This is a genomic window from Sphingopyxis sp. SE2, from assembly GCF_032227185.1.
Lineage (GTDB): Bacteria > Pseudomonadota > Alphaproteobacteria > Sphingomonadales > Sphingomonadaceae > Sphingopyxis.
On the sequence record NZ_JAPMXW010000001.1, the window covers coordinates 2,474,269 to 2,491,346 of the forward strand.

At 66.2% G+C, this 17,078-nt stretch carries 14 protein-coding genes and 1 pseudogene; 2 read left to right on the forward strand and 13 right to left on the reverse strand.

The window, feature by feature from the left end:
• Positions 1-10: 10 nt before the first annotated feature.
• Genes OVY29_RS11720 through OVY29_RS11730 form a run of 3 tightly spaced genes read right to left on the reverse strand, consistent with a single transcriptional unit; the run spans position 11 to position 2,922 of the window.
• Positions 11-916, reverse strand: coding sequence for an alpha/beta fold hydrolase (locus OVY29_RS11720; protein WP_037557531.1), 906 nt, complete (start codon positions 914-916; stop codon positions 11-13).
• A 23-nt stretch (positions 917-939) separates the two neighbouring features.
• Positions 940-2,250 (reverse strand): oxygenase MpaB family protein, encoded by a 1,311-nt coding sequence (locus OVY29_RS11725; protein WP_313911446.1) that lies wholly within the window; start codon positions 2,248-2,250, stop codon positions 940-942.
• 54 nt (positions 2,251-2,304) lie between these two features.
• The gene (locus OVY29_RS11730) at positions 2,305-2,922 is read right to left on the reverse strand and encodes a trimeric intracellular cation channel family protein (RefSeq protein WP_081933229.1); all 618 of its coding nucleotides are present in this window, start codon (positions 2,920-2,922) and stop codon (positions 2,305-2,307) included.
• A gap of 53 nt (positions 2,923-2,975) precedes the next feature.
• Here OVY29_RS11730 and OVY29_RS11735 point away from each other — a divergent pair, with 53 nt between their 5' ends.
• Positions 2,976-3,437: a GFA family protein gene (locus OVY29_RS11735; RefSeq protein WP_313911447.1), complete on the forward strand. Its 462-nt coding sequence runs from the start codon at positions 2,976-2,978 to the stop codon at positions 3,435-3,437.
• A 5-nt stretch (positions 3,438-3,442) separates the two neighbouring features.
• On the opposite strand, the gene OVY29_RS11740 is transcribed toward OVY29_RS11735, so the two are convergent.
• The 6 genes and pseudogenes from OVY29_RS11740 to mdh all read right to left on the reverse strand — a co-directional run bounded on the left by OVY29_RS11740 (position 3,443) and on the right by mdh (position 12,351).
• Positions 3,443-4,780, reverse strand: a complete 1,338-nt coding sequence (locus OVY29_RS11740) for an amidohydrolase (RefSeq protein ID WP_313911448.1) — start codon at positions 4,778-4,780, stop codon at positions 3,443-3,445.
• Positions 4,781-4,805: 25 nt separating this feature from the next.
• Positions 4,806-6,215 carry a dihydrolipoyl dehydrogenase gene (gene lpdA, locus OVY29_RS11745; protein ID WP_037557535.1) on the reverse strand — a complete coding sequence of 470 codons (1,410 nt, stop codon included), beginning with the start codon at positions 6,213-6,215 and terminating at the stop codon, positions 4,806-4,808.
• Between the two features lie 43 nt (positions 6,216-6,258).
• Positions 6,259-7,492 (reverse strand): annotated as a pseudogene (gene odhB / locus OVY29_RS11750) (2-oxoglutarate dehydrogenase complex dihydrolipoyllysine-residue succinyltransferase).
• A 33-nt stretch (positions 7,493-7,525) separates the two neighbouring features.
• Entirely contained in the window at positions 7,526-10,348 is a 2,823-nt protein-coding gene (locus OVY29_RS11755) for a 2-oxoglutarate dehydrogenase E1 component (RefSeq protein WP_037555894.1), read from the reverse strand.
• Between the two features lie 85 nt (positions 10,349-10,433).
• Positions 10,434-11,324, reverse strand: a complete 891-nt coding sequence (gene sucD, locus OVY29_RS11760) for a succinate--CoA ligase subunit alpha (protein ID WP_037555896.1) — start codon at positions 11,322-11,324, stop codon at positions 10,434-10,436.
• Between the two features lie 64 nt (positions 11,325-11,388).
• Complete coding sequence (gene mdh, locus OVY29_RS11765; RefSeq protein ID WP_037555897.1) at positions 11,389-12,351, reverse strand: malate dehydrogenase; 963 nt, start codon at positions 12,349-12,351, stop codon at positions 11,389-11,391.
• Positions 12,352-12,685: 334 nt separating this feature from the next.
• Between mdh and OVY29_RS11770 the strand changes: the two genes are divergently transcribed.
• Positions 12,686-13,732 carry a polysaccharide deacetylase family protein gene (locus OVY29_RS11770; RefSeq protein ID WP_081933108.1) on the forward strand — a complete coding sequence of 349 codons (1,047 nt, stop codon included), beginning with the start codon at positions 12,686-12,688 and terminating at the stop codon, positions 13,730-13,732.
• Here OVY29_RS11770 and zapE read toward each other — a convergent pair.
• From zapE to OVY29_RS11790, 4 genes are read right to left on the reverse strand one after another with little or no spacing between them, the layout of a single operon-like run.
• A complete protein-coding gene (gene zapE / locus OVY29_RS11775) occupies positions 13,685-14,824 on the reverse strand; it encodes a cell division protein ZapE (protein ID WP_037555898.1) in 1,140 nt (379 codons plus the stop codon). The two genes, OVY29_RS11770 and zapE, sit on opposite strands and share 48 nt — an antisense overlap.
• Entirely contained in the window at positions 14,821-15,312 is a 492-nt protein-coding gene (locus OVY29_RS11780) for a PaaI family thioesterase (protein WP_200880189.1), read from the reverse strand. The genes zapE and OVY29_RS11780 overlap by 4 nt, the downstream gene beginning before the upstream one ends.
• A complete protein-coding gene (locus tag OVY29_RS11785) occupies positions 15,309-16,286 on the reverse strand; it encodes an MBL fold metallo-hydrolase (protein ID WP_037555900.1) in 978 nt (325 codons plus the stop codon). Before OVY29_RS11785 ends, OVY29_RS11780 begins: the two co-directional genes overlap by 4 nt.
• Positions 16,286-17,068, reverse strand: a complete 783-nt coding sequence (locus OVY29_RS11790; RefSeq protein WP_037555901.1) for a succinate dehydrogenase iron-sulfur subunit — start codon at positions 17,066-17,068, stop codon at positions 16,286-16,288. The genes OVY29_RS11785 and OVY29_RS11790 overlap by 1 nt, the downstream gene beginning before the upstream one ends.
• Between the last annotated feature and the right edge of the window lie 10 nt (positions 17,069-17,078).

Sequence of the window (17,078 nt, forward strand, 5' to 3'; positions counted from 1 at the left end):
GGGGGAGAGGTTACGCCGCGACGGTCGCCGTTGCGTCGATGTGCTCCGCAATCGCGTCGGCCAGCGTGTCGACCAGCGCGAGCGGCAGGTCGTGCCCCATGCCGGGGATCGTTTTGAGCCGCGCGCCCGCGATATTGTCGGCGGTATCGCGCCCGCCGGGCAGCGGCACGAGCGGATCGTCCTCGCCGTGGATGACGAGCGTCGGCGCCTTGATGTCCTTCAGCATCGGACGCCGGTCGCCGTCGGCGACGATCGCCGCCATCTGGCGCGCGACGCCCTGCGGATACCAGCCGCGTTCGAAATCGGCGCGCACGCGGCGTTGCAGCCGCTCTTCGGCGGATGGATAGCCGGGGCTGCCGATCACCCGCGCGGCACCCACCGAATAGGCGATCAGCGCCTCCTTGTCGCCGTTCATCGGCCGGTTCGCGAGCACGCGCATCGCCTCCTTCTGCGCGCGCGGCAGGCGGCGGTTGCCCGTCGTCGACATCACCGAGGTCAGCGACAGCACGCGCTGCGGATAGCGCGCCGCGATATGCTGCGAAATCATGCCCCCCATCGACACGCCGACGACATGCGCGCGATCGATACCGAGATGATCGAGCAGGCCGATGCCGTCGGTGGCCATGTCGGCGAGCGTATAGGCGGGGCGCACCGGCAGGCCGATGGCGGCCTTCACGAACATCCATTTGAGGTTCGGCACACCTGCCGCCTCGAAACGCGTCGACAGGCCGACGTCGCGATTGTCGTATCGGATGGTGCGAAACCCGCGCGCGTTGAGCGCATCGACGAACTCGTCGGGCCACAGCGTCAACTGACCGCCAAGCCCCATGACCAGCAGGATCACCGGCGCATCGCGCGGTCCCTTGTCCTCATAGGTGATGCTGATGCCGTTGACGGCCGCCTGTTCGGTCTTCATGCAAATCCTCTGGTTGGAAAGGCCTAGCTCGCCGTCGCGGGTTTGTAATGCGCGGCGTCGGAGGTGAATTCGGCGCGGCCATATTCGGCCAGCTGGCGCTCGATCCGGTGGACGAGGCGGCGGTCGGCGAGATGGCGGATGATGGGCAGCCGCGATGCGACGCGATAGGCGGCCATGCGCCCCGCGATGCCGAGCATCGTCGCGCCATAGATCAGGTGATCGCGGCGCCGTACCGGCACGCCGACGTTGGCGGCGCGCGTCTCGTCGCCGGCCAGAAACGCCTTCACGAAGAAGACGCGGCTGACCGAATATTCTAGCCGACGCTTGACCTGTCCCTTGGGCGAGCGATCCTTCGACAGTTCGGCGTCCATCGTCGCGCGCAGCAGCCCGCCGCAAACCTGATCGTCATATTCGTAGCGCAGCGTCGCGCTGCGCGTGCGCCAGATGCGGACGATCTCCTGCGGCGTGTCGGCGAGCAGATCTTCGGGCAGCCCCAAAAGATAGCAGCGATAGCGCGCCAGTTCGACGCGGCCACGCTCGATCCGCGTGAAGCGCGTGCGGCCCTTCGCCAGCACCTCCTGCGACAGGAAATAGACGGGGATCAGCCCCGCGGGCATCTGGTCGAGCTGCGGGATTGGCATGCCATAGGTGTCGGCGTCCCACATGCCCGGGCGCGACAGCACGTTGACGCGCACCATCGAGTGCATCAGCCGCACCATCGCCGCCGCCTTGAACCCCGGACCGAAGCGGTCGAGCGCCCCCGGCAGCGCGGTGGTCGCAAAGAAGGTCGCGGTCTCCTTGACCCGCCGCGCAGCGGTCGCATGGCCGAGCGTGCCGGTGAGCGCCATCGGCAGCGCCGAATATTTGTTGAGGAAGGTCGCGATGAAGGCGCCGCGGATCAGGAAGGGCGACAGGTTCGCGGTCGCGTTGCGTTCATAGGCGGCGCCCTCCTCGACCAGCGCCATGTCGAGCCAATCGGGCTTCTGCTCCATCTCATGGATCAGCGCGGCCAGTTCGGCGGGCGCATCCTCGACCGCCTCGATCCCCTTGTCGCATGCGTCGACGAGCATTGCGACAGTGCGCTGGAAGCCATAGCGCGGCATCAGCGCGGCGTAAGCGTCGCCCGTACGGTCGCCGAGCATCGTATATTCGCGGATGCGGCCGAGCAGATCGGAATCGTCCAGATAGGCCGCGCGGTCGATGCTGCGGACGCGGCTGAGCTCGCTTACCGCATCGGCCTCGGGCGCCCAGCGTTCGGGCGCCTTGTCGAAATCGAAGCGGCCGAACAGCTCGGGCAAGGCGTCGGCCTGGCCCCGCACCCGGCGGGCGATCATGCTGACATCATTGTTCATAAGGCGAACCTGCCACAGATTCGCGATTTGGCAAGCCTAAGCCTTGGGATCGCGGTACGCGGGGAGCGCGAGCGACCAGCGGATCGCCGCCCCGCGCAGGATGAAACCCGCGACGGCCCCGGTCACCGCCGCGACGGGCGTCCCCGCGCCAAGCCACAGCAGGATCAGGAACAGCCCCGACGCGAGCGCCGCCGCGGTGACATAGATTTCGGGCCGGACGATGATCGAGGGGACGCCGGCGAGGATATCGCGGATCGTGCCGCCGACGCATCCCGTGATGACGCCCATCAGCAATGCCGGCGCGGGCGGGACGCCCCATGCCATCGCCTTTGCCGTCCCGAACACGGCATAGGCGGCGAGCCCGACCGCGTCGGCCCATTCGAGCAATTGCCCCTGCCACCAGCGTTCGGGGGTCAGCCAGACGATCAGCGCGATCGCGATGCACACCGCGGCGATCGCGCCGTCCTGCACCCAGAACACCGGCGCCCCGATCAACAGGTCGCGCACGCTGCCCCCGCCGACGCCCGTCACCAACGCAAAGAAGGCGGCGGTCACGAGCGTCTGGCGGAGCCGCACCGCCATCAGCGCGCCCGACAGCGCGAAGACGCCGATGCCGACCAGATCGAGCAGGCGAACGAGCGTTTGTGTATCCATCGCGCGCGGGGCTATCATCGCGCGCATCACGGCACAATGGAGAGGAAGCAGCGATGGAAGGCGGATGCACTTGCGGTGCGGTTCGTTACCGGATGACCGCGGCGCCGATGATCGTCCACTGCTGTCACTGCCGCTGGTGCCAGCGCGAAACCGGCAGCGCCTTCGCGATCAACGCGGTGATCGAGAGCGACCGGATCGAGGCCGAAGGGGCGCTCGACCATGTGATGACCCCTTCCGAAAGCGGCAAGGGGCAGGAGATCATCCGCTGTCCGGCGTGCCGGGTCGCGCTGTGGAGCCATTATCCCACCGCGGGCCGCCGTTCTTCCTTCGTCCGCGTCGGCACCCTCGACGCCCCCGACCGATACCCGCCCGATGTGCATATCTTCACGCGCAGCAAACAACCGTGGGTCATCCTGCCCGCCGATGCGAAAGTCTTTCCGGATTTCTACCCGTCGACCGAAGGCGTGTGGACCACCGACGCGCGGCGCCGGTGGCAGACGATGATGGCGGGTTGAAAGCCCTACTTCGCCGTAGGCCGCACGCCGCCGATGATCGACAGCATGATCGCGGTCACGGCATTGCGGATCGCAGGTTCGGCCTTCGGCGCGAAGAAGGGCGAATGGTTCGTCGGTGCGGGTTCGCCCTTCGTCTTGAGGTCGGCGAGTATGGCTGGGTCATAGCCGCCGATGCCGAAGAAAAGCGACGGCACGCCCGCATCGACGAACTCGGAATAATCCTCGCTCCCCGACATCGGCGTCGCGCTTTCGGGGGCGAAGACCAGTCCCTTGCCGAAGGCGGGCGTCAGGGCCGCGACCGCAGCTTTCGCCATCGCCGGGTCGTTCATCATGATGCCCGTGCCGCCGAGGTAGCGGATCGTCGGCTCGGGCGCGCCGCCCATCGCGGCCGCCGATTTCGCGACGCGCGCGGTGCCGTCCTGGAGCAGCTTGCGCACCTCGGGCGCCTGCGAGCGCAGATTGACCTTCACCTCGGCGCTGTCGGGGATGATGTTGGGGGCGCTGCCGGCGTTGATCGCGCCGATCGTCAGCACGCCGAACGCCGCCGGATCCTTCTCGCGGCTGATCACCACCTGCGTATCGGTGACGAAGCGCGCGGCGATAGGAATCGGGTCGATCGTCGCTGCGGGCATCGAGCCATGGCCGCCGCGGCCGTGAAAGGTGATCGCATAGCTGTCCGAAGCCGACGAGGACGGTCCCGCCTTGATCGCGACGACGCCCGCGGAAAGATTGGTAACATGCGCCGCGAAACCGAAATCGGGCTTCGGGAAGCGTGTGAAGAGCCCGTCGTCGAGCATCGCGCGCGCACCGCTGAGCGGTTCTTCGGCGGGCTGGCCGATCAGCACCACCGTTCCCGCCCAGCTATCGCGCATCGCGCTCAAGGCCTGCGCGACGCCGACCAGATAGGCGACATGCGTGTCGTGCCCGCACGCGTGCATCACGGGCACATCCTTGCCCTCATAGGTCGCGCGCGCCTTGCTCGCCCATACGAGCCCGGTCTTCTCCTCCATCGGCAGCGCGTCCATGTCGGCGCGCACGAGGATCGTCGGGCCCTCGCCATTCTTGAGCACGCCGACGACGCCGGTACCGCCGACCTTTTCGGTCACGGTGAAGCCCGCGCTGCGCAGATGCTTTGCGAGGATGCCCGCGGTGCGGACCTCCTGCATCCCGAGTTCGGGATGCTGGTGCAAATCCTTGTAGAGCGCGTCGAGCGCCGGATAATTTTTATCGAGCAGCGCGGTCAGCCGCGCGTTCGCGGCATCGAGATCAGGCGCCGCCCGCGCGCCGGTCGCGGTGAGGGAGAGGAGCAGCGAAGCCGCTGCCCAGAGCCCGTGCTTCGCCACCATACTCTCCCCCAATTTATCCGCGTCAGATGTGGATCGGCTTGCCCGTCACCGCCATCGCGGCTTCCTTGATCGCCTCGCTGTGCGTCGGATGCGCGTGGCAGGTGTAGGCGATGTCTTCGGATGTCGCGCCGAATTCCATCGCCTGCGCCGCCTGTGCGATCATCGTGCCCGCGACGCTCGCGATGCACCACACGCCAAGCACGCGGTCGCTCTTGGCGTCGGCGATGACCTTCACGAAACCGTCGGGCTCGTGGTTGGTCTTTGCCCGGCTGTTCGCGAGCATCGGGAACTTGCCGACCTTGATGCCTTCGGGACTCTGGGCGCTTTCCTTCGCCTGTTCTTCGGTCAGGCCGACGCCGGCGATTTCGGGCCAGGTGTAGACGACCGACGGGATGACGTCGTGGTTCACGATGCCGGTCAGCCCGGCGATATTCTCGGCGCAGGCGATGCCTTCGTCCTCGGCCTTGTGCGCGAGCATCGGGCCGGGGATGACGTCGCCGATCGCCCAGATGCCGGGGACCTGCGTGCTAAAGTCATGATCGGTCTCGATCTGGCCGCGCTGGTTGACCGCGAGGCCCGCTTTGTCGAGCGCCAGCCCGTCGGTGTTCGGACGGCGGCCGATCGAGACGAGCACGACGTCGGCTTCGAGGGTTTCGGCGTCACCGCCCGCTGCAGGCTCGAGCGTCAGCACGGCCTTCTTGCCCCTGACCGCAGCCGACGTGACCTTGGTCTTGAGCTTGAATTCCATGCCCTGCTTCTTGAAGATCTTGTTCGCTTCCTTGCGGACGTCGCCGTCCATGCCGGGCAGGATCTGGTCGAGGAATTCGACGACCGTGACCTTCGCGCCGAGGCGACGCCACACGCTGCCGAGTTCGAGCCCGATCACGCCGCCGCCGATGACGACCATGTGGCCCGGCACCTTCGCGAGTTCGAGCGCGCCGGTCGAATCGACGATGATCTGCTTGTCATTGTCGACTTCGACGCCCGGAAGCGGGGTCACCGACGAGCCGGTCGCGATGATGATATTCTTCGCGCGCACCGCCTTGCCCGCGACTTCGACCGTGTCTTTCGACGTGAACTGCGCATAGCCCTTCAGCCAGTCGATCTTGTTCTTCTTGAACAGAAACTCGATGCCGCCGGTCAGGCCCTTCACCGCATCCTTGCGCTGGCCGTGCATCGTGCCGAGATCGAGTTCGGGCTTCACCTTGATGCCCATCGCCGCCATCGCGCCGCCGGCGGCCGCCTCAAAATATTCGGACGCGTGGAGCATCGCCTTCGACGGGATGCAGCCGACGTTGAGGCAGGTGCCGCCGAGCGTTTCGCGCCCTTCGGCGCACGCGGTCTTCAGGCCCAGCTGCGCCGCACGGATCGCCGCGACATAACCGCCGGGGCCGGCACCGATGACAAGGACGTCGTAGTCGTAATCAGCCATTTATAATTCCTTTCACCCCACGGGGGGACGGGGAGAAATATACTTAGAGATCGATCAGGATGCGCGTCGGATCCTCGATCGCTTCCTTGATCGTCTTGAGGAAGGTCACCGCCTCGCGGCCGTCGATCAGGCGGTGGTCATAGCTCATCGCGATATACATCATCGGACGGATCACGATCTCGCCGTCGCGCACGACCGGGCGATCCTCGATGCGGTGGAGGCCGAGCACCGCCGACTGCGGCGGGTTGATGATCGGGGTCGACATCAAACCGCCGAACACGCCGCCGTTCGAGATGGTGAAGGTGCCGCCGGTCATGTCGTCCATCGTCAGCGTGCCCTCCTTGGCGCGCTTGCCGAGGTCGGCGATCGCTTTCTCGATGTCGGCGAAGCTCATCGCATCGGCGTTGCGCACGACGGGCACGACGAGGCCGTTCGGCGCGCTGACCGCGACCGACACGTCGAGATAATTGTGATAGACGATCTCGTCGCCGTCGATCCGCGCGTTGACCGCGGGAATGTCATGCGCGGCGAGCGCAACCGCCTTGGTGAAGAAGCTCATGAAGCCGAGGCGCACGCCATGCTTCTTTTCGAAGCTGTCGCGATATTTTTCGCGCGTCGCCATCACCGCCGACATGTCGACGTCGTTGAACGTCGTCAGCATCGCCGCGGTGTCCTGCGCCGACTTCAGCCGCTTGGCGATCGTCTGGCGCATGCGCGTCATCTTGACGCGCTCTTCCTGACGGCCCGGCGCAGCGGCGGCAGGCGCCGACGGCGCGGCAGCGGGGCGGGCGCGGCGGTGGCGCTGCGCTCGCGGCGGCGAGCACATCTTCCTTGGTCAAACGGCCATCTGCCGCCGCCCTGGATCTTCGTCGGGTCGACGCCGTATTTCAAGCACGAGGCGGCGGACGGCGGGCGACATGGTCGTGACTGTGTCGACCGCTTCGCCGGCCGGAGCTGGTCGCGGCGGGCGCCGGCGCGGCGGCTTCGGCCTTCGCGGCCAGGCAGGCGCGGCAGGCTGGCGCCGGGGCAGCGGCAGCACCGCCCGCCTCAATCGTCGCAATCGCGGCGCCGACGTTCACCGTGTCGCCGACCGCGACGAGTTGCTGGCCCATCACGCCCGCGACCGGCGACGGCACTTCGACCGCGACCTTGTCGGTTTCGAGGCTCGCGATCGGCTCGTCGAGCGCGACCGCCTCGCCGGGCTTCTTCAGCCATTCGCCGATCGTCGCTTCGGTGACGCTTTCGCCCAGCGTGGGGACTTTGACTTCGGTGCTCATAGGTGCAGTTCCTTGGGGACTTGGGCTTTGGGCTCAGGCTTTTTTCTTGGTGCGGCGGATTTCGGCGCGAACCGAAAGGCCGAGCGCGTCGGCGACGAGCGCGGACTGTTCGGTCTGGTGACGGCTCATCAGGCCGGTCGCGGGCGAAGCCGCGGCGGCGCGGCCGGCGTAACGCGGGCGCATGCCCTTGTGGCCCGCCTCGATGAGCGATTCCTCGATCAGTTCGCCCACGAAGAACCACGCGCCGTTGTTGCGCGGCTCTTCCTGCGCCCAGACGACCTCTTCGAGCTTCGGCATCCGCTTCAGGCGAACCGCCAGCGCCTCGCCCGGGAAGGGATAGAGCTGCTCGATGCGAATCACCGTCGTATCGGTCAGGCCCGCGGCGTCGCGCGCTTCCATCAGGTCGTAACCGACCTTGCCCGAACACAGGACGACACGTTTGATGTCGGCATCGGCGGGCGGCGTGCGATCCGACATGATGCGGCGGAAATGCGCGTCGCCGATGAAGTCCGACCGCTGCGACACCGCCAGCTTGTGACGGAGCAGCGACTTGGGCGTCATGATGATCAGCGGCTTGCGGAACGAGCGCAGCATCTGGCGGCGCAGGACGTGGAAATAGTTCGACGGGGTCGAAATATTACACACCTGGATATTGTCGCCCGCGCAAAGCTGGAGGAAGCGTTCGAGGCGCGCCGAGCTATGCTCGGGGCCCTGCCCCTCATAACCGTGCGGCAACAGCATCACGAGGCCGTTGGCGCGCAGCCACTTGGCCTCGCCCGCGGCGATGAACTGATCGATCATGATCTGCGCGCCGTTGGCGAAATCGCCGAACTGCGCTTCCCAGAGCACGAGGCTCTTCGGATCGGCCATCGCATAGCCATATTCGAAGCCGAGCACGCCATATTCGGAGAGCGGGCTGTCGAGCACCTCGAACCGGCCGTGCGGCACGGTCGTCAGCGGGACATATTTCCGCTCGCTCCTCTGATCGACCCAGACCGCGTGACGCTGGCTGAAGGTGCCGCGACCCGAATCCTGACCCGACAGGCGGACCTGATAGCCTTCGCTCAGCAACGTGCCGAAGGCGAGGCTTTCGGCGGTCGCCCAGTCGAACACTTCGCCGTCCTTCTTGTCGGCGAACATCGCACCGCGCGCGTCGATCACGCGGCGCAGCGTCTTGTGAACCTCGACGTCGGCGGGGATCGTCGTCAGCGTGCGGCCGATCGAATCGAACAGCTTTTCCGACACCCCCGTCGCGATGTTGCGGCGCGCATGTTCGGAATCGGTCGGCGCATAGAGGCCCGACCAGCGGCCGGCGAACCAGTCGGCCTTGTTCGGTTTATAGGTCTTCGCCGCCTCGAAATCGCCTTCGAGCCGCGCAGTGAATTCGGCGCGGCGCGCGTCGGCCCAACCCGCGTCGATCACGCCTTCGTCCTGCAGCTTCGCCGCGCAAAGCTGCGACACCGGCGGATGCTTGCGGATGCGCTCGTACATCAGGGGCTGGGTGAACGACGGCTCGTCGCCCTCGTTATGGCCGAAGCGGCGATAGCACCACATGTCGATCACGACGTCGCGCTTGAACTGCTGGCGGAAATCGATCGCGAGCTTGCACGCGAAGGTCACGGCTTCGGGATCGTCGCCGTTGACGTGCAGGATCGGCGCCTGAACGCCCTTGGCGACGTCCGACGGATAGGGCGACGAGCGCGCGAACTGCGGGCTGGTCGTGAAACCGATCTGGTTGTTGACGATGAAATGGATGCAGCCGCCCGTATTGTAACCGCGGATGCCCGAGAAGCCGAGGCATTCCCAGACGATCCCCTGCCCCGCAAAGGCCGCGTCGCCGTGGATCAGCACCGGCAGCACCTGCGTATGTTCGGCGAGATCGTCGCGTACCACCTGCTGCGCGCGCACCTTGCCGAGAACGACCGGGTCGACCGCCTCGAGGTGCGAGGGGTTGGGGACGAGCGACATATGCACCGAAACCCCGTCGAACTCGCGGTCGGTCGAGGTGCCGAGGTGATATTTGACGTCGCCCGAACCGCCGATGTCGTCGGGGTTGGCGCTGCCGCCGGCGAATTCGTGGAAGATCACCTGATAGGGTTTGGCCATGACGTTCGCGAGCATGTTGAGCCGCCCGCGGTGCGCCATACCATAGACGATTTCCTTCACGCCATATTGGCCGCCATATTTGATGATCGATTCCATCGCGGGGATCATCGATTCGCCGCCGTCGAGGCCGAAGCGCTTGGTGCCGACATATTTGCGCGCGAGGAACTTTTCCCACTCCTCGGCTTCGATCACCTTGTTGAGAATCGCGCGCTTGCCTTCCTGGGTGAATTCGACGCTTTTGTCGGCACCCTCCATCCGGTCCTGCAGGAAGCGCCGCTCCTCGACGTCGGAGATGTGCATATATTCGAGGCCGACATGGCCGCAATAATTGGCGCGCAGGATTGCAACGATCTCGCGGATCGTCGCCTTTTCGAGCCCCAACGTTCCGCCGATATACACCGGCCGGTCCTGATCGGCGCCGACGAAGCCGTGATATTCGGGCGTCAGATCCGCCGGCAGCTCACGCTGGCTGAGCCCCAGCGGATCGAGCGTGGCGGCGAGGTGGCCGCGCACGCGATAGGTGCGGATCAGCATCATCGCGCGGATCGAATCGTCGGCGGCGCGCTCGACCTCAGCGGCGGGCAGCGAGGCGCCCGCTTTGGCAGCGGCGGCCTTCACCGCGACCTGCATCTGCTGCGGGTCGAGCGCGGCGGTCAGGTCGTCGCTGTCGATCCGGGGCCAGTTCTTCGGCGCCCAGCTCGGGCCGGCCTGCGGCTCGTCGATGTCGAAGCTTTGTCGTTCGAGGTTCATCTGCTTTTCCACGGGGAGGAAGGGGTGGGTATTCTCATATGGGGAGCGGAGGCCCGCCGGCAAAGGCGCCGGCGGGCCGCTAGGCTCAGACGCGTTCCTTGAGCACTTCGGCAAGCGTCGTGCCGAGTTCCGACGGGCTGGCCGACACCTTGATGCCGGCGGCTTCCATCGCCGCGATCTTGCTTTCGGCGTCGCCCTTGCCGCCCGACACGATCGCGCCGGCGTGGCCCATGCGGCGGCCCGGGGGCGCGGTGCGGCCCGCGATGAAGCCGGCCATCGGCTTCTTCCGGCCGCGCTTCGCTTCGTCGATCAGGAACTGCGCCGCCTGCTCCTCGGCGTCGCCGCCGATTTCGCCGATCATGATAATCGACTTGGTCGCCTCGTCGGCGAGGAAGAGTTCGAGCACGTCGATGAAGTTGGTGCCGTTGACCGGGTCGCCGCCGATGCCGACCGCGGTCGTCTGACCCAGGCCGACGTTCGTGGTCTGGAACACCGCTTCATAGGTCAAAGTGCCCGAGCGCGAGACGACGCCGACGCTGCCCTTTTTGAAGATGTTGCCGGGCATGATGCCAATCTTGCATTCGTCGGGGGTCAGGACGCCGGGGCAGTTCGGGCCGATCAGGCGCGACTTCGAACCCGAGAGCGCGCGCTTCACCTTGACCATGTCGAGCACCGGAATGCCTTCGGTGATCGCGACGATCAGCTCGATCTCGGCATCGATCGCCTCGAGGATCGAGTCGGCCGCGAACGGCGGCGGCACATAGATGACCGACGCAGTCGCGCCGGTCGCATGCTTCGCTTCTTCGACGGTGTTGAAAATCGGCAGGCCGATGTGCGTCGTGCCGCCCTTGCCCGGCGTCACGCCGCCGACCATCTGCGTGCCATAGGCGAGCGCCTGTTCGGTGTGGAAAGTGCCGGTGGCACCGGTCATCCCTTGCGTGATGACCTTGGTATTCTTGTCGATAAGGATGGACATATTCTAATTCTCCCGGGGAGAGCCGGCCCGCCCGGCGCGGAACGCCGGACGCGACCAAAAAGGGTCAGGCGAGGCTGGGATCCAGCGCCTTGCACGCGTCGAGCAGCTCCTTGACCGCGTCGACCGAGACCTGCAGGCCCGCCTTGTCGGCGTCGTCGAGTTCGATCTCGACGACCTTCTCGACGCCGTTCGCGCCGATCAGCACGGGCACGCCGACGTAGAGCCCGTCAAGGCCGTACTGGCCTTCGACATAGGCGGCGCACGGCAGGATGCGCTTCTGGTCGCCCAGATAGGCTTCGGCCATCGCGATGCCCGAGGCTGCGGGGGCGTAGAAAGCCGAACCGGTGCCGAGCAGCGCGACAATTTCGCCGCCGCCGCCGCGCGTGCGCTTGACGATCGCATCGATCTTGTCCTGCGACGACAGGCCCATCTTGACGAGGTCGGGAACGGGGATGCCGTTGACGGTCGAGTAACGCACAACGGGAACCATCGTGTCGCCGTGGCCGCCGAGCACGAAGGTGTTCACGTCCTTCACCGACACGTCGAATTCGTCGGCGATGAAGTGGCTGAAGCGCGCCGAGTCGAGCACGCCCGCCATGCCGACGACCTTATTGTGCGGCAGACCCGAGAATTCGCGCAGCGCCCAGACCATCGCGTCGAGCGGGTTGGTGATGCAGATGACGAAGGCGTCCGGAGCGTTGGCCTTGATGCCTTCGCCAACGGCCTTCATGACCTTCAAGTTGATCCCGAGCAGGTCGTCGCGGCTCATGCCCGGCTTGCGGGCGACACCGGCGGTGACGATGATGACGTCGGCGCCCGCGATATCCTTATAGTCGTTCGAGCCGGTGATCTTCGCGTCGAAGCCCGCGATCGGCCCGACCTGCGAGAGGTCGAGCGCCTTGCCCTGCGGCACGCCTTCGACCACGTCGAACAACACGACGTCGCCGAGTTCCTTTTGCGCGGCGAGCAGCGCCAGCGTTCCGCCGATATTCCCGGCTCCGATCAAAGCGATCTTCTTGCGTCCCATGGCGCGCGGCACTCCCTTCCTGGCAAGCCCGGCAATTGGTTCACAGACCGGCGGGAGCACGGGCTAAAGCTCCGCTCCGGTCCCAAGACTGGCGACGCCCCTACGCCGATTCCCTTAACGAAACAACCGCCAAAAGGACGAAAAACCGCCTTTCTTTGATAATAGTTCGCAATAACAATAGTGTTTTCAAAAATGGATTTCAGCGACAGGCTGGCGCGTGATATTGTGGGGACGCAACGGGTTCGCGGCAGAATGGAACAAAAATGCGTCGTCCGCATAGGGGATCGTCCCGGCACCGATTAACCCTGTCTTATCCCCGCTTTGTTACGCGCCTATGGTGACGCGCGCGATCATCAGCTTCGACACCGAATTGTCGGCCGGCCTCTATCAACGGGGCCATGACGCGCGCGCCAATTTCGAAAGCTCGATCCTCGGCCGCTGCCGCGACGGCGATTTCGGCATCCATTTCCAGATGGACATGCTGGAAAGATACGGCCTCAAGGGCGTGTTCTTCGTCGACCCGATGCCGGCGCTCGTCCACGGGCCGTCGATCGTCCGCGACATCGTCGACCCGATCGTCGCGCGCGGTCACGAAGTGCAACTCCATATCCACACCGAATGGCTCGCCTTCGCACGCTTCAGTCCGGTCGGGCGGCTGACCGGGCGCAACATCAGCGACTTCCCGCTTGGGGCGCAGAAAAAGCTGATCGGGCTGGCGGCGGACATGCTGATGCGCGGGGGCGCGCCCGATCCGGTCGCCTTCCGCGCGGGCAATTTCGGCGCCAACGACGATACGCTCCGCGCGCTCGCCGCGCTGGGTTTCGACTACGACAGCAGCTTCAACGGCGCTTATGCGGGCCAGGGCTGCGACATCGCGCTCGACCGCCGCAATATCGGGATGCGCCTGCACCATGGCGTCTGCGAAGTGCCGGTCAGTGGGCTGATGGACGGCGCCGACAGCTTTCGCCCGGCGCAATTGTGCGCGATGTCCGAAGAGGAGATGCGCGACGCGCTCGACCATGCGGCGGCGAGCGGAGCGATCCAGTTCTCGGCCTTCAGCCATAGCTTCGAACTCTTGAGCCGCGATCGCGCGGTGCCGAACCGGTTGGCGATCGCCCGCATGGAAGCGATGTGCCAGGCGGTGGCGGCCGACCGCCGCGTGACAAACGGGGGCTTTACCGACCTGCCCTTGCCACCGGCGCGACCGGGGCCAATCAGGCCGCCCGAACCGCGCCCGCTTCGGACGATGCGCCGCACCGCCGAACAGGCGGCGGGACATCTCGCGCACGAAATGCGTTACGTCCGCAGCCTCACCTATGTCGCCGCCAACACGTCACGCTGGGGGAAGATCGCCGGCGGCATCCTGTTGGCCATGGCCTAGCGCGAGGTAATCGTCCGATTGCATTTCGGCGAGGCGGCTCGCCGTGCGCTCGAACTCGAAAGCCCCGTCGCCGGCGACATACAGCTGATCGGGCATCGCCGCCGCGCTGGCGAGCAGCTTGACCTTATATTCGTAAAGCGCATCGATCAGCGTGACGAAGCGCGCCGCCTCGTTGCGGTTCTCGGGGCCCATGCGCGGGATGCCGACGATGATCACGGCGTGAAAATGGCGCGCGACGGCAAGATAGTCGGCCGCCCCCCGCGCCTCGCCGCAGAGCCGCTTGAACGAAAAGACGGCGACGCCCTTCAGCGCCTTGGGAACGTGCAGCGTTCGCCCGCCGCCGACATCGAGGTCGAGGCTCGGCACATGCGCGCGGTCCTCGGGCGGATAGTCGGTCAGGCGAAAGAAAGCGGCCGACAGCGCCGCGCTCGCGGCATCGCCCGCCGGAACGAACCAGCGCGCGCCGTCGCCGAGCCGGTCGCGGCGATAGTCGGTCGGGCCGTTCAGCCCCATGACGTCGAGCCGTTCCTCGACGAGCGCGATGAAGGGTAGGAAATGCTCGCGATTGAGCCCGTCCTTGTAGAGATCCTTCGGCGGCCGGTTCGACGTCGCCACCATCGTCACGCCATGATCGATCAGCGCGGTGAACAGGCGCGAGAGGATCATCGCGTCGGCGCTGTTGTTCACGACCATCTCGTCGAAGGCGAGGCAGCGGGTATTTTCGGCAAGCGCCTCGGCGACGATCGGAATCGGATCGCCGCTCTCGGTCTTCCTGACCTCGCGCATCCGCGCATGAACATCGAGCATGAAGGCGTGGAAATGGACGCGCCGCTTCCGCTGGATGGCGAGCTGGTCGTAGAAGAGATCCATCAGCATCGATTTGCCGCGCCCGACCGCGCCCCACAGATAGACGCCGCGCAGCGCATCGGGCTTGCGCCCCGCGAGGCGCCAGAGCAGGCTGCCGCGCTTCGGTACCGCTTCGAGTTCGGCCTGGAGTTGATTAAGCCGCGTCGCAGCCGCGCGCTGCTCGGGATCGGGGCGGAGCTCGCCCGCCGCGACAAGCGCGTCATAAGCCGCAAGGACGGTGGTCACTTGCGGCTCGCCTTGCGGATCGTTCCGGCGAAGCTCAGCACGATATGGCTGTCGCCCTCGCCCTGCACGACCAGCCCGCGCAGGAAGATCAGCCGGCCGGTTTCGCGCACCAACTCGACCACGGCATCGAGCGGCTCGCCGACGCGGCCCGCGCCGACGAACTGGGTCGACAGGTCGAGCGTCACCGAATGGCCGGCATCGAGCGATCCGAACTGGTGCGACGCGGCGAACAGCGCGATGTCGACGAGCGCGAGGCTGACCGCGCCGTGGACATTGTCGCCGAGGTTGCTGTGCTTGCGCTCGGGCAACATGCGAACCCGCGCGCGCGGGCGGCCGTCGTCGGTCGGGGGCTCGACCCGCACCGAAAGCGGCTCGATGAAGGCGTTGAACCGGCTCTGATCCTTGAGGTTCCAGCTGACCCAGCCGTCGGCCAATTGTTCGGCGCTGAAATTCTCGCGCCGTTTCGGCTCCTCGATCCCGTCGTTCATGCCCTGCAATATCCGTCCAGTTTTCCCGCGCGAACGCGTTCGCCATAATAATCGGCCATCGCCTTGGCGCGGATGCTGTCGCCGCCGATCCATTCGGCGGCGCCGGCAACCCATCCGGCCGAACAGGTCTCAAGCGCGCCCCGCCCGCGCGCGCAAGCGATAAAATCGCCAAAGGCGGCGCGCCAACGCGCAAAGGCGGGCATGTCCATGACCGGACCGTGGCCGGGTACGATCTGCCGGGCGCCCGACCGCGCGACGTCGCCAAGCGCCTCCAGCCAGCCTTCGGGACAGGCGGTATCGAGAAAGGGGGCGGGCAGCGCAACGAGGTCCCCGACGATCGCGCGTTCGGCATCGGCGTCGTATATCCATAGATCGCGTTCGGTCGCCGCACGGCGCGCGATCCGCAACGACAGCGGCCGGCCGGCGAAAACGGCATCGTGCGGCTCGTCGACGACGATGTCGGCGCGCAGTTTTCGCCCGCGCCCGATTGTCTTCAGATCGCCTTTCACGTCCGGAACCGCCGCGGCGGTAATCCGGCCCTCGGCGAGCGCCTTGCGCGACGCCGCCGCGCTGTCCGCGAGAAAGCCGGCGAGCGCGCCATCGATGGCGGAGGTTCCGTAGACGCGCACATCGCGCCGTCCCGCCTTGAGCGCCAGATTGCCGCTGACATGATCGAGATGCCAGTGCGTGTTGACGATCGCGGCGAGCGGTAGGCCAAGTTCGTCGAGAGCCTTTTCCACCGTTTCGGCGTGGCTCGCGTGACGGCCCGTATCGACGAGGATGGCACCCGCCGCTCCCTTCAGGATCACGCTGTTGCCGTCGGGCGAACGCTCCGGATCGAAGCGGCCGGGAACAAGCCAGGTCGTATCGCCAAGCGCGATCGCGCCGGGCAGTTCGGCAACGTTTCGCGGTTCGGTCGTCGATGCACAGGAAGCGAGCGCCAGCGCAGCGAATGCCGCGAGCGCGCCACGCATCAGACCTGCCGCTCGGCTTCCAGCTTCTTGATCTCGGCGATCGCGCGCGCCGGGCTCAGGCCTTTGGGGCAGGCGTTGGCGCAGTTCATGATCGTGTGGCAGCGATAAAGGCGGAAGGGATCCTCCAGCTCGTCGAGCCGTTCGCCGGTCAGCTCGTCGCGGCTGTCGGCGAGCCAGCGATAGGCCTGAAGCAGGATCGCCGGGCCGAGGAACTTGTCGCTGTTCCACCAATAGCTCGGGCAGCTCGTCGAACAGCAGGCGCAAAGGATGCACTCATACAGACCATCGAGCTTTTCGCGTTCCTCGGGCGACTGCAACCGCTCCTTGCCGCTCGGCGTCGTGGTCTTGGTCTTGAGCCAGGGCTCGATCGACGCATATTGCGCATAGAAATGGGTGAAGTCGGGGACGAGATCCTTGATCACGTCCATCGCCGGCAGCGGGGTGATCGTGATGTCGCCCTTCAGATCCTCGATCGCGGTCGTGCAGGCGAGGCCGTTCTTGCCGTTCATGTTCATCGAACAGCTGCCGCAGATGCCTTCGCGGCACGAGCGGCGGAAGGTCAGCGTCGAATCCTGCTCGCTCTTCATCTTGATCAGCGCGTCGAGCACCATCGGGCCGCATTTGTCGGTGTCGATCTCGAACGTGTCGAAATGCGGGTTCTGGCCCTTGTCGGGATCGTAGCGATAGACTTTGAATTTCTTGACGGCGGTCGCGCCCTCGGCCTTGTGGACCGTGCCCGTCTTTTGCGGGCGGCTGTTCTTGGGCAGGACAAATTGAGCCATATCGCGGTCT